Source organism: Streptomyces tuirus (assembly GCF_014701095.1).
Taxonomy (GTDB): Bacteria; Actinomycetota; Actinomycetes; order Streptomycetales; family Streptomycetaceae; genus Streptomyces; species Streptomyces tuirus.
Genome location: NZ_AP023439.1, coordinates 2,900,055 through 2,923,735, shown reverse-complemented (window position 1 = coordinate 2,923,735; position 23,681 = coordinate 2,900,055). Strand labels below are relative to the sequence as shown.

Genomic DNA, 23,681 nt, shown 5'->3' with positions numbered 1-23,681 from the left:
CCGAGTCCTTCGGGACGAGGTCAGAGGCCAGCATGCGAGCGAACGTCTCGCACTGGTTGCTCATGGGTGGAACGTTGACTACTCGGCACACTCGATCGTCTTCTCCTTCTAGTACTGCTCTTCGGAGCGTGGAACGTTGAGGGGAGCGGGGAGTGTGTCGGGCACGCTGTTGGGTGTCTGAGGGTACGGCCGATTTGGCTGCCTTCAGTGCCGGCCCCAGTGCACTCCGGTTGATTCCGGGGGTGATGGGTGGCTGGTCGTTGTTTGAGAACTGCACAGTGGACGCGAGCATCTGTGGCCAAGTTTTTAAGGGCGCACGGTGGATGCCTTGGCACCAGGAACCGATGAAGGACGTGGGAGGCCACGATAGTCCCCGGGGAGTCGTCAACCAGGCTTTGATCCGGGGGTTTCCGAATGGGGAAACCCGGCAGTCGTCATGGGCTGTCACCCATGCCTGAACACATAGGGCATGTGGAGGGAACGCGGGGAAGTGAAACATCTCAGTACCCGCAGGAAGAGAAAACAACCGTGATTCCGGGAGTAGTGGCGAGCGAAACCGGATGAGGCTAAACCGTATACGTGTGAGACCCGGCAGGGGTTGCGTATGCGGGGTTGTGGGATCTCTCTTCCACGGTCTGCCGGCCGTGGGACGAGTCAGAAACCGTTGATGTAGGCGAAGGACATGCGAAAGGTCCGGCGTAGAGGGTAAGACCCCCGTAGTCGAAACGTCAGCGGCTCGTTTGAGAGACACCCAAGTAGCACGGGGCCCGAGAAATCCCGTGTGAATCTGGCGGGACCACCCGCTAAGCCTAAATATTCCCTGGTGACCGATAGCGGATAGTACCGTGAGGGAATGGTGAAAAGTACCCCGGGAGGGGAGTGAAATAGTACCTGAAACCGTGTGCCTACAAGCCGTGGGAGCGTCGGATGGAAGCTTGCTTCCATCTCGTGACTGCGTGCCTTTTGAAGAATGAGCCTGCGAGTTTGCGGTGTGTTGCGAGGTTAACCCGTGTGGGGAAGCCGTAGCGAAAGCGAGTCCGAATAGGGCGACTGAGTAGCACGCTCAAGACCCGAAGCGGAGTGATCTAGCCATGGGCAGGTTGAAGCGGAGGTAAGACTTCGTGGAGGACCGAACCCACCAGGGTTGAAAACCTGGGGGATGACCTGTGGTTAGGGGTGAAAGGCCAATCAAACTCCGTGATAGCTGGTTCTCCCCGAAATGCATTTAGGTGCAGCGTCGTGTGTTTCTTGCCGGAGGTAGAGCACTGGATAGGCGATGGGCCCTACCGGGTTACTGACCTTAGCCAAACTCCGAATGCCGGTAAGTGAGAGCGCGGCAGTGAGACTGTGGGGGATAAGCTCCATGGTCGAGAGGGAAACAGCCCAGAGCATCGACTAAGGCCCCTAAGCGTACGCTAAGTGGGAAAGGATGTGGAGTCGCAGAGACAACCAGGAGGTTGGCTTAGAAGCAGCCACCCTTGAAAGAGTGCGTAATAGCTCACTGGTCTAGTGATTCCGCGCCGACAATGTAGCGGGGCTCAAGCGTACCGCCGAAGTCGTGTCATTGCGATATGTACCCCCAACGGGGATCGTGATGGGTAGGGGAGCGTCGTGTGCCGGGTGAAGCAGCCGCGGAAGCGAGTTGTGGACGGTTCACGAGTGAGAATGCAGGCATGAGTAGCGATTCACACGTGAGAAACGTGTGCGCCGATTGACTAAGGGTTCCTGGGTCAAGCTGATCTGCCCAGGGTAAGTCGGGACCTAAGGCGAGGCCGACAGGCGTAGTCGATGGATAACCGGTTGATATTCCGGTACCCGCTGTGAAGCGTCAAACATCGAGCATCGTGATGCTAAGGCCGTGAAGCCGCCCCGGAGCCTTCGGGCAAAGGGGAGTGGTGGAGCCGCCGAACCAAGCGGTTAGTAGGTGAGTGATGGGGTGACGCAGGAAGGTAGTCCATCCCGGGCGGTGGTTGTCCCGGGGTAAGGGTGTAGGCCGTGCGATAGGCAAATCCGTCGCACATAAGGCTGAGACCTGATGCCGAGCCGATTGTGGTGAAGTGGATGATCCTATGCTGTCGAGAAAAGCCTCTAGCGAGTTTCATGGCGGCCCGTACCCTAAACCGACTCAGGTGGTCAGGTAGAGAATACCGAGGCGTTCGGGTGAACTATGGTTAAGGAACTCGGCAAAATGCCCCCGTAACTTCGGGAGAAGGGGGGCCACACCTGGTGATGGACTGTACGTCCTGAGCTGGGGGTGGCCGCAGAGACCAGCGAGAAGCGACTGTTTACTAAAAACACAGGTCCGTGCGAAGCCGTAAGGCGATGTATACGGACTGACGCCTGCCCGGTGCTGGAACGTTAAGGGGACCGGTTAGCTCCATTTCGGTGGGGCGAAGCTGAGAACTTAAGCGCCAGTAAACGGCGGTGGTAACTATAACCATCCTAAGGTAGCGAAATTCCTTGTCGGGTAAGTTCCGACCTGCACGAATGGCGTAACGACTTCTCGACTGTCTCAACCATAGGCCCGGTGAAATTGCACTACGAGTAAAGATGCTCGTTTCGCGCAGCAGGACGGAAAGACCCCGGGACCTTTACTACAGTTTGATATTGGTGTTCGGTTCGGCTTGTGTAGGATAGCTGGGAGACTGTGAACTCTGGACGCCAGTTCAGGGGGAGTCGTCGTTGAAATACCAGTCTGGTCGTGCTGGATGTCTAACCTGGGTCCGTGATCCGGATCAGGGACAGTGTCTGATGGGTAGTTTAACTGGGGCGGTTGCCTCCTAAAGAGTAACGGAGGCGCCCAAAGGTTCCCTCAGCCTGGTTGGCAATCAGGTGTTGAGTGTAAGTGCACAAGGGAGCTTGACTGTGAGACCGACGGGTCGAGCAGGGACGAAAGTCGGGACTAGTGATCCGGCGGTGGCTTGTGGAAGCGCCGTCGCTCAACGGATAAAAGGTACCCCGGGGATAACAGGCTGATCTTCCCCAAGAGTCCATATCGACGGGATGGTTTGGCACCTCGATGTCGGCTCGTCGCATCCTGGGGCTGGAGTCGGTCCCAAGGGTTGGGCTGTTCGCCCATTAAAGCGGTACGCGAGCTGGGTTTAGAACGTCGTGAGACAGTTCGGTCCCTATCCGCTGTGCGCGTAGGAATATTGAGAAGGGCTGTCCCTAGTACGAGAGGACCGGGACGGACGAACCTCTGGTGTGCCAGTTGTTCTGCCAAGGGCATGGCTGGTTGGCTACGTTCGGGAGGGATAACCGCTGAAAGCATCTAAGCGGGAAGCCTGCTTCGAGATGAGTATTCCCACCTCCTTGAGAGGGTAAGGCTCCCAGTAGACGACTGGGTTGATAGGCCGGATATGGAAGCACGGTAACGTGTGGAGTTGACCGGTACTAATAGGCCGAGGGCTTGTCCTCAGTTGCTCGCGTCCACTGTGTTGGTTCTGAAACCACGAACAACCAAAGTGCCGGTTGTCAGTTTCATAGTGTTTCGGTGGTTATAGCGTAGGGGAAACGCCCGGTTACATTCCGAACCCGGAAGCTAAGCCTTACAGCGCCGATGGTACTGCAGGGGGGACCCTGTGGGAGAGTAGGACGCCGCCGAACAATTTTTGGGAAAACCCCCGCATCTTCGGATGCGGGGGTTTTCTGCGTTCAGGGCCCCCTTTCGGGGGCCTTTATTTGCTAGAGGCGTCCCGCCGCCTTCAATGCCAAATACGCGTCCGCGAGTGCCGGGGCGAGGTCGTCCGGTGTGGCGTCGACGACCGTGACGCCATGGCGGCGCAATTGTTCCGCGGTGCGGTGGCGTTCCGACTGGGCTTGGGCGGCCGCGGCAGCCTCATAGACGGCGTCGGCATCGCCACGGGACTTGGCCATGTCGGTGATGTGCGGGTCGGCCACCGAGGCCAGCAATACCGTGTGGCGCTGGGTGAGCTGGGACAGGACAGGAAGCAGGCCCTCTTCGATGGGAGCTGCGTCCAGAGTGGTGAGCAGGACGATCAGGGAGCGGCGTGGAGACGTACGCAGAGCGGTTGCGGCGAGGCCTCGCGCGTCCGTTTCGACGAGCTCCGGCTCGAGCGTGGCCATCGCGTTGACCAGGGCGGGAAGGACGTCGCCTGCGGTGCGGCCCTGGACGAGGGCGCGGACTTTACGGTCGTAGGCGAGGAGGTCCACGCGGTCGCCGGCGCGGGAGGCGAGGGCTGCGAGGAGGAGGGCCGCGTCCAACGAGGCGTCGAGGCGCGGTGCGTCGCCCACGCGACCGGCCGAGGTGCGGCCGGTGTCGAGGACCAGGAGGATGTGGCGATCGCGCTCGGGGCGCCAGGTGCGTACGGCGACCGAGGTCTGGCGGGCTGTGGCGCGCCAGTCGATGGAACGGGTGTCGTCGCCGGGGACGTATTCGCGAAGGCTGTCGAACTCCGTGCCTTCGCCGCGGGTGAGGACGCTGGTGCGGCCGTCCAGTTCGCGCAGGCGGGCCAGCTTCGAGGGCAGGTGCTTGCGGCTGGTGAACGGGGGCAGGACGCGGACCGTCCAGGGAGCCCTGTGGGTGCCCTGGCGGGCGAACAGGCCGAGGGGGCCGTAGGAGCGGATGGTGATCCGGTCGGCCTGGCGGTCGCCTCGGCGGGTGGGGCGTAGGCGGGTCGTGATGCGGCGGCGCTCGCCCGGGGGGACCGTGAGGCGGTGGCGGGAGGCGGTCGTTTCCGTGCCGGGTTGCCAGCTGCTGGGGGGCCAGGCGTCGCGGAGCCTGGCGCGCAGGGGGCGGCGGGACGGATTGGTGAGGGTGAGGGTGACGTCCGCCGTGTCGCCGAGGCGTACCGAGGTGTCGCCGGAGCGGGTCAGGCCCAGGCGGCGCACGGGGGCGGCCAGCGCGAAGTCGCAGGCGCAGGCCACGGCCAAGGGGGCGTTGACCGCCAGGATGCCCGTCCAGCTGGGCTCCCAGATGCCGACGGGGAGGGAGCCCAGGGCCGCGAGGAGGGCGGCGCGTCCGGTGACTGCCATCAGCGGGGGACGGGGACGTGGGCGAGGATCGCGTTGATGACGGAGTCGGCCGTCACGCCCTCCATTTCGGCCTCCGGGCGGAGTTGCACGCGGTGACGGAGGGTCGGGAGGGCAAGGGCCTTCACGTCGTCGGGGATGACGTAGTCGCGTCCCGTCAGCCAGGCCCAGGCGCGGGCGGTGGCCAGGAGGGCCGTGGCGCCTCGGGGTGAGACGCCGAGGGTGAGGGACGGCGACTCGCGGGTGGCGCGGCAGATGTCGACGACGTAGGCGGTGATCTCCGGGGAGATGGTCGTCTTGGCGACCGCCGCGCGGGCCGCCTCCAGGTCGGCCGGGCCCGCTACGGGGCGTACGCCGGCGGCGTGGAGGTCGCGTGGGTTGAAGCCCTCGGCGTGGCGGGTGAGGACGTCGATCTCGTCCTGGCGGGAGGGCAGGGGGATGGTGAGTTTGAGGAGGAAGCGGTCCAGCTGGGCTTCCGGGAGGGGGTAGGTGCCCTCGTACTCGACCGGGTTCTGGGTCGCTGCGACCAGGAAGGGGTCGGGGAGGGGGCGGGGGGTGCCGTCGACGGTGACCTGGCGTTCCTCCATGGCTTCCAGGAGGGACGACTGGGTCTTGGGGGGCGTGCGGTTGATCTCGTCGGCGAGGAGGAGGTTGGTGAAGACCGGGCCGGGCTGGAAGGAGAACTCGGCGCTGCGGGTGTCGTAGACCAGGGAGCCGGTCACGTCGCTCGGCATGAGGTCGGGGGTGAACTGGACGCGCTTGGTGTCGAGTTCGAGGGCGGAGGCGAGGGCGCGGACCAGGAGGGTCTTGGCGACGCCGGGGACACCTTCGAGGAGGACGTGGCCGCGGCAGAGCAGGGCGACGACGAGACCGGTGACGGCTGGGTCCTGGCCGACCACGGCCTTGGCGATCTCGGCGCGCAGAGCCTCCAGGGCGTCGCGGGCGGTGCCCGGGTCCCCGGTCTGCCCGGCGTTGTCAGTGGTCGGGTCCATCATGGACGGCGTACCTCTCTTTCGAGGGCGTCGAGTCGGTCGGCGAGTGCGATGAGTGCTGCGTCGTCGCTGGGCGGCGGTCCGAAGAGGAGGGCGTGCTGGTCCTGGCCGTCGCCGTGGAGGTGTGCGGACAGGGCGGGGAGCAGGGCCTCGGGCGTGTGCGCCTGGGTGACGGGGATGCCTACGAGGGGGGCGAGGCGGGTGCGGGTGGTGGAGCGAAGAGCGTCGGCCGCGCGGTCGCGGGCGTCGGTCTTGCGGTAGAGGCGGGCGCGGCCTTCGGCGGTTTCGGAGGCGCGGATCGCGACGGGGAGTTTTTCGGGCACGAGGGGGCCCAGTCGGCGTGCCCTCCAGAGGGCGGCCAGGGCTGCGGCGACGAAGAGCTGCAGGGTGCCCCAGAGCCAGCCCGAGGGGAGCAGGTCGAAGAAGCTGCGTTCGTCGTCGGTGCGGTCGGCCGGCGTGTCGGAGAGCGAGGGGAGGTACCAGACCAGATGGGGGCGGGAGCCGAGGAGTTGGAGGGCGAGCGAGGCGTTGCCCTGCTCGTCGAGGCGGTCGTTGAGGAGGATGTCGGGCGCGCCGAGGGCGATGGTGTCGCCGTTCCCCTTCTCGTCCGGGAGGCGGAGCAGGGTGGCCAGGCGTTCGCTGGGGTAGCACGAGTCGGCGCCGAGGTGGGTGGTGGTGTAGCGGACGCCGCCGGTGTCGGCGGTGCCTGCGCGTCGGGCGGCGGGCAGGGCGCAGTCGGGGGAGAGCGTCGAGTCGAGGCTGGTGGCGGGGTCGGCGGTGACGCCGGGGGCGAGCCGTTCGATGGAGGCGCTGCCGGAGGCGACCAGGACGGTGCGGCCGCCGGAGTCGGCGAACGCCTTGTTCAGGCGGGTCTGCTGACCGGGGGTCAGCAGGTCGGGGGCGGCGACCAGGAGGGTCGTGTCCGGGCCGGCCGCGGTGGCTGCCTCGTCCAGGGTGGTGACGACGCGGGTGTCCACGCCCCGGTCGGCGAGGAGTTCGGCGACGGCGCGGCTGCCGCCCGGGTCGGCGGAGCGCGGGTCGAGTGCGCCGTGGCGGGCGTCGGAGCGGACGACGGCGATGGCGACGGCTCCCGCGAGGAGGACCACGAGGGCGAGCGCGATGCCGCGGGCGCGGGTCCACACCTGGCGGGCGGTGGGCGAGGCCGAGGTGGGTGCGAGGGTGGCCTCGGTGGTCATTCGGCGGCTCCCTGGCGGGTGGTGGGGGCCGTGGCGGCGCTGCTCGTGGCGAGCTGGGGCTTGGTGCGTTCCAGGTCGCGGTCGAGTTCGGCGATGCGGTGGTACGACTCTTCGGTCGCCGAGCGGCCGCCGTACGTCACGTCGTCGAAGTCGCGGGCGGCGGTGCGCAGTCGGTCGGTGTGGGCGGGCAGGGCCCGGCCGGCTTCGGCTGCTGCCTCGTCGGCGGTGCGGCCGGGGCGGACGTCGAGGAGGGCGCGTTCCTCCAGGGCGCGGACGAGGGCGCGCATGCGTTCCTGGACGGCCTGGTTCCAGTGGCCCTGGGCGGCGTGTGCCTCGGCGGCGGCGCGGTGCTCTGCGGCGCTGCGGGGGCGGTCGTCGAACAGGGTTGCGGACGAGGTGGGTTGGCGGCGCGGTGTGCCCAGGCGCCACCACAGGGCGGCCAGGACCGTGATGACGGCCAGGATGATGACGATCAGGCCGAGTGTGCCGCCGGGGGTGGCGGTCGAGGCGGCGTTGAAGAGTTTGCCGAGCCATTCCCAGAAGGCGTCGAGCGCGCGCTGGAACAGGCTGGGGTCGTTCTCGTGGTACATCCGCTTGGACAGTTCGCGCCGGGCCGCCTCGCGCGCGGGGTCGCGCGGGATGGTGAGGGGCGGGTCGTCGGCGGAGCGTGCCGGCGACAGCAGGGAGGTGTCGCCGGCGCTCAGCAGCGTGCGTATGCCGGCGCGTGGCAGCGCCGTTGTGAGAAGTTCCCCCGCCCGGCTCACCGCATCAGCTCCCCGGGGTGGTGCCGGGGGCGGTGGAGCCGTAGCCCTGGACACCGGCGGCGCGGGCCAGTTCGAGGTCGAGGGCCTCGCGGCGGATGCGCTGGTCGATGTAGAGGAGCACGGTGACGCCGGCCGTGATCGGGAACGTGATCATGGAGCCGATCACCGCGCCGATGCCGCTGATGATGAGGAACGTCCAGCCGAGGCTGCCGGCACCGGTGTTGAGCCAGCCGGTGAGGCCGTCGCCGCTGAGGGCCGCGGCGAGGAGGGTGAACGGGATGACGATGATCGAGGCGACGACGTTCGCGATGAGCGTGGCGAGCATCTGGATGCCGAAGATCCGCCACCAGGTGCCCTGGACCAGCTTGGCGGAGCGGCCCATGGCCTTCTTGATGCCCTGCTTCTCCAGCATGAGGGCGGGAGAGGCGAGGGAGAAGCGGATCGCCAGCCACAGGGCGACGATGCCGGCGCCGATGATGCCGAGGACGGTGAGGGCGATACCTGGGCCGCTGCTCCCGGCGATGGTGACGAGGAGGCCGGGCAGGGCCCCCACGGTGACGACGCCGACGGTGATGAGCAGCAGCACGCAGATGAGGCCGAACAGTTTGAGGACCTGAGGGCGGGCGTCCCGCCAGGCCTCGCCGATGGTCACCGGCTTGCCGAGCACGGCGCGGCTGGTGACGGTCGTGAGCAGCGCGGTCGCGATGACGGTGCCGACCAGCGAGATCACGAGGACGACGGAGGAGTTGAGCAGGGCGTCGCCCATGGCGCGGCTCAGCTCGCTGAGGGTGGCGCTGGGGTCGTTGAGGGCGCCGGTGCCGGCGTCGTCCAGGACGAGGCCCTGGAACAGGACGACGATGACCTCGGTGAGGACGGCGACGGTCAGCGAGATGCCCAGGACCGTGCGCCAGTACGTGCGCATGGTGGAGACGGCGCCGTCGAGGATCTCGCCCACGCCGAGCGGGCGGAGCGGGATGACGCCGGGCTTGGCGGCGGGCGGGGGACCGCCCCAGCCGCCTCCCCAGCCGCCGCGCCCGGGGGCGCCGTAGCCGCCGGGGCCTGCGGGGCCGTGTCCGCCGGGGCCGTAACCGCCGGGGGGCTGGTTGCCCCAGCCCGGGCCGGGAGGCGGGGGCGGGGGTGCCTGGCCGGGGGCCGAGGGGCCGCTGGGGGCGGACCACTGGGCCGGTGGCGGCTGTTCCTTGGACCACTGCGGGCCGGGACCCTGTGGGGCCTGGCCGGGCTGGGCCGGCCGGTCCGCGGGCTGTGCGGGGCGGTCGGTGGGCTCGGCGGGGCCGGACTGGTCCGGCTTCTGGCCGTCGGACGGGGCGGATCCGGGCGAGGCCCAGCCCGGAGTGTCGTTCATCGTCGCTCCTTCACGGTGCCCGTCCGCGGGCGCGGCGGCAGGTTGGCAGCCATCGTGCCATGGGGCGGTCGTGGAGTGACCGGCCGCGGTATGGGCTGCGTACCTTCAATTGTCCGCTCGATCGGGGGCAGACTGACGGCATGGCTGATCAGTACGCGCACAGCGGCGATGACATGCGGCCGACCGAGATCCGGGCGATCCGCTGGGAAGAGCCACCGGAAGGCCCCGTTCTGGTCCTGCTGGACCAGACGAGGCTGCCTGCGGAGGAGGTCGAACTGGTCTGTACGGACGCGCCCGCACTCGTGGAGGCGATCCGCTCGCTGGCCGTGCGCGGGGCACCGCTGCTCGGCATCGCGGGGGCGTACGGCGTCGCGCTCGCCGCCGCGCGGGGCTTCGACGTGGACGAGGCGGCGGCGGCGCTGGCGGGCGCCCGGCCGACCGCGGTGAACCTGGCGGTGGGGGTGCGCCGGGCGCAGTCGGCGCACGAGGCGGCGCTCGCGAAGGGCGGCGACGAGCGGCAGGCGGCCGCGGCGGCGCTGGCCGCGGCGCGGCAGCTGCACCGGGAGGACGCCGAGGGCAGCGCGCGGATGGCCGAGCACGGGCTGGCGCTGCTGGAGGAGCTGCTGCCCGGCGGCGGGCACCGGATCCTCACCCACTGCAACACCGGTTCCCTGGTGTCGGGCGGGGAGGGCACGGCGTTCGCGGTGGCCCTCGCCGCGCACCGGACGGGGCGGCTGCGGCGGCTGTGGGTGGACGAGACGCGGCCGTTGCTGCAGGGCGCCCGCCTGACGGCGTACGAGGCGGCTCGCAGCGGGATGGCGTACACGCTGCTCACCGACAACGCGGCGGGGTCGCTGTTCGCCGCGGGGGAGGTGGACGCGGTGCTGATCGGGGCGGACCGCATCACGGCGGACGGTTCGGTGGCGAACAAGGTCGGGAGCTATCCGCTGGCGGTGCTGGCGCGGTACCACCATGTGCCGTTCATCGTGGTGGCGCCGGTGACGACGGTGGATCTGGACACGGCGGACGGGGCGTCCATCGAGGTGGAGCAGCGGCCCGGGCACGAGGTGACCGAGGTGACGGCGCCGCAGGTGCCGGTGGTCGGTACGGAGGTGGGCGGCGGGATCCCGGTGGCGCCGCTGGGGACGCAGGCGTACAACCCGGCGTTCGACGTGACTCCGGCAGAGCTCGTGACGGCGATCGTGACGGAGGAGGGCGTCGTTTCGCCGGTGACCGCTGAGGCGCTCGCCGAGGTGTGTGCGCGGTCGCACGGGGTCACGACGGGCTGAGCGGGCCGCTGACGGAGGTGTGCGGGGCGGGGGCGTGCTGCGGTACCCCTCGCCTCGCGGTCCTGCCGGAGATCGTCCGGGGGGCGGGCGAGGGCAGACAGTAGCGCTTGCTGCGACTATGGTCACTGGCCGGTGACCTACCTCACCACTGCCTTCGCCACTGTTATGAGAATGGGATGATGTCGTTTATGAAGGGACGAGTCCTGGTCGTCGACGACGACACCGCACTGGCCGAGATGCTCGGTATCGTGCTGCGTGGTGAGGGTTTCGAGCCGTCGTTCGTGGCCGACGGTGACAAGGCGCTGGCCGCGTTCCGTGAGGCCAAGCCGGATCTGGTGCTGCTCGACCTGATGCTGCCCGGCCGCGACGGCATCGAGGTGTGCCGTCTGATCAGGGCGGAGTCGGGCGTGCCGATCGTGATGCTGACCGCGAAGAGCGACACGGTGGACGTCGTCGTGGGCCTGGAATCGGGCGCTGACGACTACATCGTGAAGCCGTTCAAGCCGAAGGAGCTGGTGGCCCGGATCCGGGCGCGGCTCCGCAGGTCGGAGGAGCCCGCACCGGAGCAGCTCGCCATCGGTGACCTGGTCATCGACGTGGCGGGGCACTCCGTGAAGCGGGACGGGCAGTCGATCGCGCTGACGCCGCTGGAGTTCGACCTGCTGGTCGCGCTCGCGCGCAAGCCGTGGCAGGTGTTCACGCGTGAGGTGCTGCTGGAGCAGGTGTGGGGATACCGGCACGCGGCGGACACGCGGCTGGTCAACGTCCATGTGCAGCGGCTGCGCTCCAAGGTCGAGAAGGACCCGGAGAAGCCGGAGATCGTGGTGACCGTCCGTGGTGTCGGGTACAAGGCAGGGCCGAGCTGACATGACCGGCGACAGTGCCGCTTCGGCGCCCGGCCGGTCCGGGGCCCGCCCGGAGCGGCCTGTCGGGCGGAAGAATCCCGGCTCCCGCTGGGCGCGGTTCCTGGAGAGCGGGCTGCTCCAGGGCGGGGTCCAGGGCAGCCCGGTCATCCGCCTGTTCATGCGGTGGGTGCGCCGGCCGCTGCTGCCCGTGATGCGGCTGTGGCGGCGCAACATCCAGCTGAAGGTCGTCGTCACGACGCTGCTGATGTCGCTGGGCGTGGTGCTGCTGCTGGGCTTCGTCGTCATCGGGCAGGTGCGCAACGGCCTGCTGGACGCCAAGGTGAAGGCGTCCCAGAGCCAGGCCACGGGCGGTTTCGCGGTGGCCAAGCAGCGGGCCGACGAGGCGGCGAGCGGCGCCGGCGACGAGGTCGCCACGTCGGACGGGCGTCCCACGCAGAACGTCACGCCGTGGATGAGCGACCTGGTCTCCTCGCTGTCCAGCGGCGGCCAGGGCGCCTTCGACGTGGTGACGATGCCGGCGTCCGACGCCGACGCCGCGGGCGGCCGTGGGCAGCGGGCCTCCGGCGAGGTGGACTGGAGCAGGAGCGTCCCCGCCGACCTGCGCGAGCGGATCGGCAGCAGTACGACGGCCGCGCAGAGCTACACCCGCATCACGTACAACAACCCGACCAAGGACTCCCAGCCGGGCCTGGTCATCGGCAAGCAGGTCAACGACCCCAACGGCGCCCCGTACCAGCTCTACTACCTCTTCCCGCTGACCCAGGAGGAGAAGTCGCTGAGCCTGGTCAAGGGCACGCTGGCGACGGCCGGGCTGTTCGTCGTGGTCCTGCTCGGTGCCATCGCCTGGCTCGTCGTGCGGCAGGTCGTGACGCCGGTGCGGATGGCGGCGGGCATCGCGGAGCGGCTGTCGGCCGGGCGGCTTCAGGAACGTATGAAGGTCACCGGTGAGGACGACATCGCGCGGCTCGGTGAGGCCTTCAACAAGATGGCGCAGAACCTTCAGCTGAAGATCAGCCAGCTGGAGGACCTGTCGCGGATGCAGCGCCGCTTCGTGTCGGACGTGTCGCACGAGCTGCGTACGCCGCTGACGACCGTACGGATGGCCGCGGACGTCATCCACGAGGCGCGGGTGGACTTCGACCCGGTGACCGCGCGCTCGGCGGAGCTGCTCGCCGATCAGCTGGACCGGTTCGAGTCGCTGCTCGCGGACCTGCTGGAGATCAGCCGGTTCGACGCCGGTGCCGCCGCGCTGGAGGCGGAGCCGATAGACCTCAGGGACGTCGTACGGCGGGTGGTCAGCGGGGCCGAGCCGCTCGCGGAGCGCAAGGGCACGCAGATCCGGATCCTGGGCGATCAGCAGCCCGTGGTCGCCGAGGCCGACGCCCGGCGTGTGGAGCGCGTGCTGCGCAACCTCGTCGTCAACGCCGTCGAGCACGGCGAGGGCAAGGACGTCGTCGTCAAGCTCGCGGCGGCGGGTGGTGCGGTCGCCGTGGCGGTGCGGGACTACGGGGTCGGGCTCAAGCCGGGCGAGGCGACCCGTGTGTTCAGCCGCTTCTGGCGGGCCGATCCGGCACGGGCGCGTACCACGGGTGGTACGGGTCTGGGGCTGTCCATCGCCCTGGAGGACGCGCGGCTGCACGGCGGCTGGCTGCAGGCGTGGGGCGAGCCGGGCGGTGGCTCCCAGTTCCGGCTGACGCTGCCCAGGACCGCCGACGAGCCGTTGCGGGGCTCCCCGATACCTCTGGAGCCCAAGGACTCGCGGCGGAACCGGGGTCTCGACGACGCCGGGCTGCCGCGCGGCGGCGGGGACGGCGAGAAGCGGGCGACCGTGCCGGCGCAGCCGGTGAGCGGGCAGGTGCCCCAGGGGGCGAAGCGGGACCCGATACCGCCGCGTGTCGCCCCCACCGCGGACCCGACGGCGCTGCCCGGCAACGGTTCGCGTGTGGTGCCCAGGCCCGCCTCCGGCACACGGCGGCCGGACGCGCCGGCGGAGGACGAGCAGTCCGGCACCCGCGGGACCGCGGGTGGCCAGGAGGGGCCCGGTCGCGACGAGGACGACGGTGGCCGGACCGCACGGGGTCCGGCGGTGAACGGGCCGCGGGGCGAGGGCAGCGGCCGGGAGAGCGAGCCGGGGGACGTGGACAGGCAAGGGGAGGCATCTCGTGGGCGCTGACCGCGAGGGGCGCGGCCGGCGCAGGCACGCGCGCGTGATGGCGTACGCCGCCGGTGGCGTCCTGGTGCTGGCGGGGTGCGCCTCGATGCCGGACAGCGGGGATCTGCGGGGCGTGGAGTCCACCCCGCGCCAGGAGACCCAGGTGCGGGTCTTCGCCGTGCCGCCGGGGGAGGACGCGCCGCCGTCGGAGATCGTGCAGGGCTTCCTGGAGGCGCTCACCAGCGACGACCCGCACTACAAGACCGCCCGCCAGTACCTGACCCGCGAAGCCGCGAAGGCCTGGCGGCCCGAGGCGTCCGCCACGGTGCTGACCGACGGACCCGGCGCCAAACCCGAGGCGGGCGGCGGCGGGGAGGACACCGGCGAGATGTCGTACATGCTGACCGGCACCAAGGTCGCCACCGTCGACGCGCAGCACGCCTACGCGCCGGCGACCGGGGAGTACGGCAGGAGCGTGCACCTGACGCAGGACGGCAAGCGGCAGTGGCGGATCGACGCGCTGCCGCAGGGGGTCGTCATCGGCGAGTCGGACTTCCTGCGCAACTACATGTCCGTCAGCAAGTACTACTTCGCCTCGAACACCGACGAGGCCGGGTCGAAGTCCCAGCCCACGGCGGTCGCCGACCCCGTCTACGTGCGCCGGCGCGTGGATCCCATGACGCAGATGGTGAACTCCCTGCTCAACGGGCCCACGCGATGGCTCGGGCCCGTGGTCAGGTCCAGCTTCCCGACCGGTACAGCGCTGGCGAAGGACGCCGGCGCGCTGACGCCCGACGACCGGAACAAGCTGACGATCCCGCTCAACCACAAGGCGGCGGGTGTCGGCACCAACCGCTGCCAGGAGATGGCCGCCCAGATCCTGTTCACGCTGCGCAACCTCAGCCCCGCCGTGGACGAGGTCGGGCTGCGCGCCGGCGGGTCGGAGCTGTGCTCGCTCACGCGCGGGGCGGCCGACGCGGCGGCCTCCCGGAGCTCGGCGCGGCACCCCGACTACCTGTACTTCGTGGACGGCGAGCACCGGCTCGTGCGGATCCCCACGGGCAACAGCGGCACCGACCCGGACGCGGCGCCGGGGGCGCTCGGCGAGGGCGACACGGCACTGCGGTCGGCGGCGGTCTCGCGCGACGAGCACACCGCGGCCGGCGTCAGCCTCGACGGCAGGTCGCTGTACGTGGGGTCGCTGGTCTCGGGCGGTTCGCTGGGCGAGCCGCTGCTGCGCAGCCGGGGCGGCGCCGAGAAGGACCGGCTGACGACCCCCAGCTGGGACGCGGACGACAACTTGTGGGTGGCCGACCGCGACCCCGACCATCCGCGCCTGCTCCTCTTCGAGGAGGGCAAGGGGGATCCGGTGGAGGTGCGGATGCCGCACCTGGACGGACGGATCCAGTCGGTGCGGGTGGCCGCCGACGGGGTGCGCATCGCGCTCGTCGTGGAGAAGGGCGGCAAGAAGACCCTGCTCATCGGGCTGATCGAGCGGGACGGCAAACCAGGTGGGAAGCCGGCCGTCAGCGTGGTCGAACTTCGCTCCGCGACGCCGGAGTTGGAGCAGGTCACCACCATGTCGTGGGCCGGGGACAGCCGGCTCGTGGTGGTCGGGCGCGAGCATGGCGGCGTCGAGCAGATGCGGTACGTCCAGGTCGACGGTTCCACGCCGGACGTGCCGGCGCCCGCGGCCCTGACGGGCGTCAAGGAGGTCACGGCCGCCGAGGACGACCAGTTGCCGCTGGTGGCGTACTCGGTGGACGGCATCGTCCGGCTGCCGTCGGGCGAGCAGTGGCAGAAGGTGACGGAGGGGACGGCGCCGGTCTATCCGGGGTGAGGTGTGAGCGCTCCGGTGGCAGTGTGCCGGGGTGCTGGGGTGGGTGGCCGCTCCTGCCGAGGTCGACTCGGGAGGGGCGGCCCTTTTCGTTCCCGGGGGGGAGGGGCCGGCGGCCCTTGGCGTTCCTGGGGGTGTGCGGGCCAGCGGCCCGGGGCCGGCTCCCGCCGCTGCCCGTGTCTGCCGCGGGGGTCGCTCCCGCAGGGTCACTCGTGTGGGGGACGCGCTGGTGGCGAGGCGCTGGGTTGTCCACAGGCCGTTGTCCACAGGGGTGGCGGGGTCGGGCCCGGGTCGGCACAGTGGACGTCATGCGGGGGTGGTGGCAGGACCTCACCGACCTGGTGCTGCCGGGCGAGTGCGGAGGCTGCGGAGTACCTCGTACGGTGCTGTGCGCGCGGTGCCGTGCGGTGCTGTGCGGAGCGGCGGTGCACCGGGTGCGGCCGGCGCCTGAGCCGCCCGGGCTGCCCGTGGTGCACGCGGCCGCCCGGTACGCGGACGAGGTCCGGGCGACGTTGCTGGCCCACAAGGAGCGCGGTGCCCTGGCGCTCGCCGGACCGCTCGGGGTGGCACTGGCGGGAGCCGTGCGGGCGGGGCTCCGGCGTGCCTCGGCTCCGGCGGGGGCCGGGGCGGCGTGGCCCCGGGGCGGCAGGGCTCCCGTGCTGCTCGTGCCAGTGCCGTCCGGGCGGCGCTCCGTGCGGGCCCGGGGGCATGATCCGGCGCGGCGGATCGCGCTGGCGGCGGCGGGTGAACTGCGGCGGAGGGGACTTCCGGCGCGGGTGGTCGGCGTGCTGCGGCAGCGGCGGGCCGTGGCCGACCAGTCGGGGCTCAACTCCCGGCAGCGGCTGGACAATCTCGCGGGCGCTCTGGAGGTGGCTCCCGCAGGGGCGCGGTTGCTCTCCGGGGGCCTGGTCGTCCTCGTCGACGACGTGCTGACCACGGGTGCCTCCCTGGCGGAGGCCGCGCGAGCCGTGCGGGCGGTCTCGTCCGCGCCCGGGGTCCTCACCGGGGCGCCGGGGCCGATTCCGAACGCTGAGTGGACTTCGGCCGTGTACGGGGGAGAGACCTGGGAAAGCAGAGAGGAACAGAACGTCGGATCAAGGCGGGAGAGGACGGGCCGGCGGCCCGCCCGACAGGAAAACGCGGGCGCGGGTGACGCCGGCGGAGTCATTGACGTGGTGTGCGCGGCAGTAGTCGCGGCATCACCGGACTCTTTCGAAATAAACCGGAACTGACTGAGATCTTGTGTCGTTGCAGGTAACGAGAGGACCTATTCACCTGAACGGAGGTACGCCGCAGTAGAGGGTGACGACATCCGTCCGGGCGAGATATGTTCGGTTGAGAGGGAAAGCCGCAGGCCACACCTCTCAAATCCGAATGCCGTGCTGCGGGTTTTTCATCATCACTCGCAACGGTGGAGTGGAGATCTCGCTCACGGGGGAGGAGGTGGAAGTCACCGAGTCCGAGGTTCCGGGACTCGCCGGAGCCTGGTGCAAAAGGGAGACGCTCCGCACCGAAGCGGAGTGATCCGGGAACGGAGTTCTGCGTGGACATCGTCGTCAAGGGCCGCAAGACCGAGGTGCCCGAGCGGTTCCGGAAGCACGTGGCCGAGAAGCTGAAGCTGGAGAAGATCCAGAAGCTCGATGGCAAGGTGATCAGCCTCGACGTCGAGGTGTCCAAGGAGCCCAACCCCCGGCAGGCCGACCGTTGCGACCGAGTGGAGATCACGCTCCGCTCCCGCGGTCCGGTGATCCGGGCGGAGGCAGCGGCGAGCGATCCATACGCGGCGCTCGACCTGGCGGCGGAAAAGCTGGAAGCCCGGCTGCGCAGGCAGCACGACAAGCGGTACTCGCGCCGTGGTGCGCGCCGGATCCCTGCCGCCGAGGTCGCCGACCACGTCCCGGGCGTGGCGACGCTCAACGGAAACGGACTCGTGCCGGCTCCCGACGAGGGGCCCGAGGCCGTACCCACGAAGAAGATCGGCTCGCTGGAGGTGCAGGGTGACGGCCCCATCGTCGTCCGCGAGAAGACCCACGTCGCAGCGCCCATGACCCTCGACCAGGCTCTCTACGAGATGGAGCTGGTCGGGCACGACTTCTACCTGTTCGTCGACTCCGAGACCAAGGAACCGAGTGTCGTCTACCGACGGCATGCCTACGACTACGGTGTGATCCACCTCAGCACGGACACGATGGTCACCCAGGCGCACTCCCCGGACGCGGGCGGTGCGCTCGGCGGCTGACCATGCCGGGTGACAGCGGAACAGGTGCCCCTGGAGCGCGTGTGCGCCCCCAGGGGCACCCCCGTGCGACCACTTCGCGCCCCGCTCCGGCACCCCGGGGCCGTCCGGGCATGAAATCATGGTGGCCACGGCCCAACCGGTGGGTCGTTGCTCTGGGTTGGCGATGGCTCAGGACCTCAGGCCACAGCCTTCAGGGGGAGGAACGATGGCGGACAGCTTCGGACCGATGCGTGACGGGGATGCCGACGACGGCGTCGTCGGCATGGGCCCGGACTCGGGGACTCCACGCAAGGAACCGATCAGAGTTCTCGTGGTGGACGACCACGCCCTGTTCCGCCGTGGCCTGGAGATCGTGCTCGCAGCCGAGGAGGACATCCAGGTCATCGGGGAGGCGGGCGATGGCGCCGAGGCCGTCGAGAAGGCCGCCGACCTGCTGCCCGACATCGTCCTGATGGACGTACGGATGCCCAAGCGCGGCGGGATCGAGGCGTGCACCTCCATCAAGGAGGTGGCACCCAGCGCCAAGATCATCATGCTGACGATCAGCGACGAGGAAGCCGATCTCTACGACGCCATCAAGGCGGGTGCGACCGGTTATCTCCTCAAGGAGATCTCCACGGACGAGGTGGCCACGGCCATTCGCGCGGTGGCCGACGGGCAGTCGCAGATCAGCCCTTCCATGGCGTCGAAACTCCTCACGGAGTTCAAGTCGATGATCCAGCGCACGGACGAACGCCGGCTGGTGCCCGCGCCGCGCCTGACCGACCGCGAACTGGAAGTCCTGAAGCTGGTCGCGACGGGAATGAACAACCGTGACATCGCCAAGGAGTTGTTCATCTCCGAGAACACCGTGAAGAACCACGTCCGCAACATCCTGGAGAAGCTGCAGCTGCACTCCAGGATGGAAGCGGTGGTGTACGCGATGCGGGAGAAGATCCTCGAGATCCGTTAGGGGACCGGTCTCGCCTGGAGACCGGCCCCGGCCGGGGTCCCGGTCTCAGCCGAGGAGACGGGTGAGTTCCTTCGCCAGGGGCTCGCGCAACTCAGGTGCGTCGACCCGCTCCACGCGGACGTTCGTGCAGTCCACCCAGGTCGCCGCCTCCGCCAGGGCCTGTGCGACCGCCGGCACGGCCTTCGCGCCGTCGAGCGCCACCTGCTTGGCCACCAGCGTGCGGCCCTCGCGGGAGGGGTCCACGCGGCCGACGAGACGCCCGCCCGCCAGCACGGGCATCGCGAAGTAGCCGTACACGCGCTTCTGTTTGGGGACGTAGGCCTCCAGGCGGTGGGTGAAGCCGAAGATCCGCTCCGTACGCGCCCGCTCCCAGATCAGGGAGTCGAAAGGCGACAGGAGCGTGGTGCGGTGGCGGCCGCGCGGCGGCGCCTGTAGGGCCTCGGGGTCCGCCCAGGCCGGCTTGCCCCAGCCCTCGACCGAGACCGGGACCAGCCCCGATTCCGCGATCACCGCGTCGACCTGCTCGCCCTTGAGCCGGTGGTAGTCGGCGATGTCCGCACGGGTGCCGACCCCGAGGGAACGGCCCGCCAGGCGGACCAGACGGCGCAGGCACTCGGTGTCGTCGAGCTCGTCGTGCAGCAGCTCCTGAGGAACAGCGCGCTCGGCGAGGTCGTAGAGGCGCTTCCAGCCGCGGCGCTCCACGCAGACCACCTCGCCGTACATCAGGGCGCGTTCGACGGCGACCTTGGAGCCGGACCAGTCCCACCAGTCGCTCGTCCTCTTCGCGCCGCCCAACTCCGTCGCGGTGAGGGGGCCTTCGGAGCGGAGCTGCTTGATGACCTGGTCGTAGGTGCCGTCGGGGAGGTCGTGGTTCCAGTGCGGGCGGTTGCGATAGGCGCGGCGGCGGAAGGCGAAGTGGGGCCACTCCTCGATGGGGAGGATGCAGGCGGCGTGCGACCAGTACTCGAAGGAGTGCGTGTCCTGCCAGTAGGCGTCCTCGACCGTCTTGCGGCCCACCGCCCCCAGCCTGGCGTACGGCACGAGCTCGTGGGAGCGGGCCAGGACCGAGATGGTGTCGAGCTGTATCGCCCCCAGGTGGCGGAGGACGCCGCGGACGCCGGAGCGGCGGTCCGGCGCGCCGAGGAAGCCTTGGGCGCGGAGCGCGATTCTGCGGGCCTCGTCGGCGGAGAGGTCTGCGACGGTGCGCGGGGTGGTCATGGGCGCAGAGTAGGCCGTGGGACTGACAACGGGGTGTGACCTGCGGATCTGCTCGGACGGCCAGGATGGTCAGCGCGCCGGCAGGTACGGCGCCGTCGAGGGGAGGCCCAAGTCCGAGGGGAGCAGGGAGCCCACCCAGATGTCCCGGCGTACTCCCTTGTTGTTCATAGCGGAGCGCAGGGTGCCCTCGATCGTGAAGCCCGCGCGTTCCGCCACCGCGCGGGAGGCACGGTTGCCCACCTCCGCACGCCATTCGACGCGGTCGAGAGCCGCGTGGGTGAAGGACCAGCGGCAGGCGGCGAGGGCGGCCTCGGTGACGTAGCCGTTGGCGCGGTGCTCCTTCACGGCCCAGAAGCCGATCTCGCCCATGCCCAGGGCACGCATGGTGATGCCGAGCATGCCCGCCAGTTCCCCGGAGTGCAGGAAGACGCCGAAGGTGAACATGGAGCCGTCCGCCCAGCCGTCCGGGACCAGCTGTTCCGTGAAGCTGCGGGCGTGCTCGCGCAGGTAGGGCGAGGGGATCGTGGTCCAGCGCTGGACGTCGGGGTCCTGGCAGGCGTCGTACACCGCGTCGGTCTCCGGGGAGCCGACCGTGCGCAGCAGGAGGCGGTCCGTGGCGAGGGTGACGGGGTCCATCGACCGATTCTGCTCGGAGACCGGTCGCGAGGCCAGGTGTTTGCCGTCGGTGAAGGGGTGGTCACGCGTTGTGCAATTCGGTGGAGGGGTGCGGCACTATCCGAGGGGGCCGCACGTTGTCCCCTGTGAAGCAGACGTGAATCAGAATGGAAGCAGCGGACGGTCGCCGTCACGGCAGGCCCTCCCGGCGCGGTGGGGTCCTCGCATACGATGGCCGTTGCTCAGTAAGTCAAGTGGTAACCGACCGTCCCAGGCCCGACCGGCAAGGAGACCAACCCCCGTGTCCGTCCTCTCGAAGCTCATGCGTGCAGGCGAAGGCAAGATCCTGCGCAAGCTGCACCGCATCGCGGACCAGGTCAACTCCATCGAAGAGGACTTCGTCGACCTCTCCGACGCCGAGCTGCGCGCCCTCACCGATGAGTACAAGCAGCGCTACGCCGACGGCGAGACCCTGGACGACCTGCTGCCCGAGGCGTTCGCCACCGTCCGCGAGGCCGCCAAGCGCGTCCTCGGCCAGCGTCACTACGACGTGCAGATGATGGGTGGCGCGGCCCTGCACATGGGCTACGTGGCCGAGATGAAGACCGGTGAGGGCAAGACCCTCGTCGGCACCCTGCCGGCGTATCTGAACGCCCTGTCCGGCAAGGGCGTCCACATCATCACGGTCAACGACTACCTGGCCGAGCGCGACTCCGAGATGATGGGCCGCGTCCACCGGTTCCTGGGCCTCGAGGTCGGCTGCATCCTCGCCAACATGACGCCGGCTCAGCGCCGCGAGCAGTACGCCTGCGACATCACGTACGGCACGAACAACGAGTTCGGCTTCGACTACCTGCGCGACAACATGGCGTGGTCCCAGGACGAGCTCGTCCAGCGCGGCCACAACTTCGCCATCGTCGACGAGGTCGACTCCATCCTCATCGACGAGGCCCGTACGCCGCTGATCATCTCCGGCCCGGCCGACCAGGCCACCAAGTGGTACGGGGACTTCGCCAAGCTGGTCAAGCGCCTCAAGCGCGGAGAGGCCGGCCAGCCGCTCAAGGGTCTCGAGGAGACCGGCGACTACGACGTCGACGAGAAGAAGCGCACGGTCGCCATCCACGAGTCCGGTGTCGCCAAGGTCGAGGACTGGCTGGGCATCGACAACCTCTACGAGTCGGTGAACACCCCTCTGGTGGGCTACCTGAACAACGCCATCAAGGCCAAGGAGCTCTTCAAGAAGGACAAGGACTACGTCATCATCGACGACGAGGTCATGATCGTCGACGAGCACACCGGACGTATCCTCGCGGGCCGCCGCTACAACGAGGGCATGCACCAGGCGATCGAGGCCAAGGAAGCGGTGCCGATCAAGGACGAGAACCAGACGCTCGCCACGATCACCCTCCAGAACTTCTTCCGCCTCTACAAGCGCCACGACCACGAGGGCAAGGAACAGCCCGGCCTGTCAGGCATGACCGGTACGGCCATGACCGAGGCCGCGGAGTTCCACCAGATCTACAAGCTCGGCGTGGTGCCCATCCCGACGAACCGGCCGATGGTCCGCAAGGACCAGTCGGACCTGATCTACCGGACCGAGGTCGCCAAGTTCGAGGCGGTCGTCGACGACATCGAGGAGAAGCACCGCAAGGGCCAGCCGATCCTCGTCGGCACGACCTCCGTCGAGAAGTCCGAGTACCTCTCGCAGCAGCTCAGCAAGCGCGGCATCCAGCACGAGGTGCTCAACGCCAAGCAGCACGACCGGGAGGCGACGATCGTCGCCCAGGCCGGCCGCAAGGGCGCCGTCACCGTGGCGACCAACATGGCCGGCCGTGGTACGGACATCAAGCTCGGCGGCAACCCCGAGGACCTCGCCGAGGCGGAGCTGCGCCAGCGCGGCCTCGACCCCGAGGAGCACATCGAGGAGTGGGCGCACGCTCTGCCCGAGGCGCTCCAGCGGGCCGAGAAGGCCGTCCAGAACGAGAAGGACGAGGTCGAGAAGCTCGGCGGGCTCTACGTGCTCGGCACCGAGCGGCACGAGTCGCGGCGCATCGACAACCAGCTGCGCGGTCGTTCCGGCCGGCAGGGCGACCCGGGCGAGTCCCGCTTCTACCTCTCCCTCGGCGACGACCTGATGCGGCTGTTCAAGGCCCAGATGGTCGAGCGCGTCATGTCGATGGCGAACGTCCCGGACGACGTGCCGATCGAGAACAAGATGGTCACGCGCGCGATCGCCTCCGCCCAGTCGCAGGTCGAGCAGCAGAACTTCGAGACGCGTAAGAACGTCCTGAAGTACGACGAGGTCCTCAACCGCCAGCGCGAGGTCATCTACGGCGAGCGGCGCCGCGTCCTGGAGGGCGAGGACCTGCACGAGCAGGTGCAGCACTTCATGGACGACACCATCGACGCCTACGTCCAGGCCGAGACCGCCGAGGGCTTCCCCGAGGACTGGGACCTCGACCGGCTGTGGGGCGCCTTCAAGCAGCTCTACCCGTGCAACGTCTCGATCGAGGAGCTGGAGGAGGCGGCCGGCGACCGGGCCGGGCTGACCGCCGAGTTCATCGGTGACTCCATCAAGGACGACATCCACGACCAGTACCAGGCGCGTGAGGCGCAGCTCGGCTCCGAGATCATGCGTGAGCTGGAGCGCCGGGTCGTGCTGTCGGTCCTGGACCGCAAGTGGCGCGAGCACCTCTACGAGATGGACTACCTCCAGGAGGGCATCGGCCTGCGCGCCATGGCGCAGAAGGACCCGCTGGTCGAGTACCAGCGCGAGGGCTTCGACATGTTCACCGCCATGATGGAGGGCATCAAGGAGGAGTCCGTCGGCTACCTGTTCAACCTGGAGGTCCAGGTCGAGCAGCAGGTCGAGGAGGTCCCGGTCGAGGACACCAAGCCGGTGGCCGACCTCGAGAAGCAGGACGCGGTGCCGGCGCAGGCGGGCTCCCGGCCGGAGATCCGCGCCAAGGGGCTCGACGCCCCGCAGCGGCGCAACCTGCACTTCTCCGCGCCGACGGTCGACGGCGAGGGCGGCACCATCGAGGGCGACTTCACCGAGGACGGTGAGCCGGTGCGCTCCGAGGCCGACGGCCTGACGCGTGCGGAGCGGCGCAAGCAGTCGCGGGCCCGGGGCCGTCGCAAGAAGTGACGGTCGCCGAGGCGCCGTAGTGGCTTGAGGGGCCGGACACCTGAGGGTGTCCGGCCCC

At 69.4% G+C, this 23,681-nt stretch carries 15 protein-coding genes and 2 rRNA genes; 10 read left to right on the top strand and 7 right to left on the bottom strand.

The features are described from left to right. The first annotated feature begins 296 nt into the window (after positions 1 to 296). Together IGS69_RS13355 and rrf are read left to right on the top strand one after the other, a co-directional pair. Positions 297 to 3,417: ribosomal RNA gene (locus IGS69_RS13355) — 23S ribosomal RNA — on the top strand. Between the two features lie 72 nt (positions 3,418 to 3,489). Next, positions 3,490 to 3,606, top strand: a 5S ribosomal RNA gene (gene rrf, locus IGS69_RS13350). A gap of 78 nt (positions 3,607 to 3,684) precedes the next feature. Here the strand turns inward: rrf and IGS69_RS13345 are convergent. From IGS69_RS13345 to IGS69_RS13325, 5 genes are read right to left on the bottom strand one after another with little or no spacing between them, the layout of a single operon-like run. Further along, a complete protein-coding gene (locus IGS69_RS13345; RefSeq protein WP_190899466.1) occupies positions 3,685 to 4,995 on the bottom strand; it encodes a DUF58 domain-containing protein in 1,311 nt (436 codons plus the stop codon). Next, positions 4,995 to 5,984 carry an AAA family ATPase gene (locus IGS69_RS13340; protein WP_106974321.1) on the bottom strand — a complete coding sequence of 330 codons (990 nt, stop codon included), beginning with the start codon at positions 5,982 to 5,984 and terminating at the stop codon, positions 4,995 to 4,997. Before IGS69_RS13340 ends, IGS69_RS13345 begins: the two co-directional genes overlap by 1 nt. Next, on the bottom strand, positions 5,984 to 7,180 hold the full coding sequence (locus IGS69_RS13335; protein WP_190899464.1) for a DUF4350 domain-containing protein: 1,197 nt from the start codon (positions 7,178 to 7,180) through the stop codon (positions 5,984 to 5,986). Before IGS69_RS13335 ends, IGS69_RS13340 begins: the two co-directional genes overlap by 1 nt. Continuing rightward, complete coding sequence (locus IGS69_RS13330; protein ID WP_190899462.1) at positions 7,177 to 7,944, bottom strand: DUF4129 domain-containing protein; 768 nt, start codon at positions 7,942 to 7,944, stop codon at positions 7,177 to 7,179. The genes IGS69_RS13335 and IGS69_RS13330 overlap by 4 nt, the downstream gene beginning before the upstream one ends. A 4-nt stretch (positions 7,945 to 7,948) precedes the next feature. Then, positions 7,949 to 9,307 (bottom strand): glycerophosphoryl diester phosphodiesterase membrane domain-containing protein, encoded by a 1,359-nt coding sequence (locus tag IGS69_RS13325; protein WP_190899460.1) that lies wholly within the window; start codon positions 9,305 to 9,307, stop codon positions 7,949 to 7,951. Between the two features lie 140 nt (positions 9,308 to 9,447). Here IGS69_RS13325 and mtnA point away from each other — a divergent pair, with 140 nt between their 5' ends. From mtnA to IGS69_RS13290, 7 genes are all read left to right on the top strand, one after another. Beyond that, positions 9,448 to 10,596 carry an S-methyl-5-thioribose-1-phosphate isomerase gene (mtnA, locus tag IGS69_RS13320; RefSeq protein WP_190899458.1) on the top strand — a complete coding sequence of 383 codons (1,149 nt, stop codon included), beginning with the start codon at positions 9,448 to 9,450 and terminating at the stop codon, positions 10,594 to 10,596. Positions 10,597 to 10,772: 176 nt separating this feature from the next. Continuing rightward, entirely contained in the window at positions 10,773 to 11,462 is a 690-nt protein-coding gene (gene mtrA, locus IGS69_RS13315) for a two-component system response regulator MtrA (RefSeq protein ID WP_009188938.1), read from the top strand. Position 11,463: 1 nt separating this feature from the next. Then, entirely contained in the window at positions 11,464 to 13,635 is a 2,172-nt protein-coding gene (mtrB, locus tag IGS69_RS13310; RefSeq protein ID WP_190899456.1) for an MtrAB system histidine kinase MtrB, read from the top strand. After that, positions 13,625 to 15,454, top strand: coding sequence for an LpqB family beta-propeller domain-containing protein (locus IGS69_RS13305; protein WP_190899454.1), 1,830 nt, complete (start codon positions 13,625 to 13,627; stop codon positions 15,452 to 15,454). The genes mtrB and IGS69_RS13305 overlap by 11 nt, the downstream gene beginning before the upstream one ends. A 305-nt stretch (positions 15,455 to 15,759) precedes the next feature. Next, positions 15,760 to 16,683, top strand: a complete 924-nt coding sequence (locus tag IGS69_RS13300; RefSeq protein ID WP_190899452.1) for a ComF family protein — start codon at positions 15,760 to 15,762, stop codon at positions 16,681 to 16,683. A gap of 311 nt (positions 16,684 to 16,994) precedes the next feature. After that, entirely contained in the window at positions 16,995 to 17,690 is a 696-nt protein-coding gene (gene hpf, locus IGS69_RS13295) for a ribosome hibernation-promoting factor, HPF/YfiA family (protein ID WP_190899450.1), read from the top strand. Positions 17,691 to 17,895: 205 nt separating this feature from the next. After that, complete coding sequence (locus IGS69_RS13290) at positions 17,896 to 18,642, top strand: response regulator (protein ID WP_190899448.1); 747 nt, start codon at positions 17,896 to 17,898, stop codon at positions 18,640 to 18,642. A gap of 45 nt (positions 18,643 to 18,687) precedes the next feature. On the opposite strand, the gene IGS69_RS13285 is transcribed toward IGS69_RS13290, so the two are convergent. Beyond that, positions 18,688 to 19,860, bottom strand: a complete 1,173-nt coding sequence (locus IGS69_RS13285; protein WP_190899446.1) for a winged helix-turn-helix domain-containing protein — start codon at positions 19,858 to 19,860, stop codon at positions 18,688 to 18,690. A 69-nt stretch (positions 19,861 to 19,929) separates the two neighbouring features. Next, positions 19,930 to 20,496, bottom strand: a complete 567-nt coding sequence (locus IGS69_RS13280; RefSeq protein ID WP_190899444.1) for a GNAT family N-acetyltransferase — start codon at positions 20,494 to 20,496, stop codon at positions 19,930 to 19,932. 280 nt (positions 20,497 to 20,776) lie between these two features. Here IGS69_RS13280 and secA point away from each other — a divergent pair, with 280 nt between their 5' ends. Beyond that, positions 20,777 to 23,623, top strand: a complete 2,847-nt coding sequence (gene secA / locus IGS69_RS13275; protein ID WP_190899442.1) for a preprotein translocase subunit SecA — start codon at positions 20,777 to 20,779, stop codon at positions 23,621 to 23,623. Positions 23,624 to 23,681 lie beyond the last annotated feature (58 nt).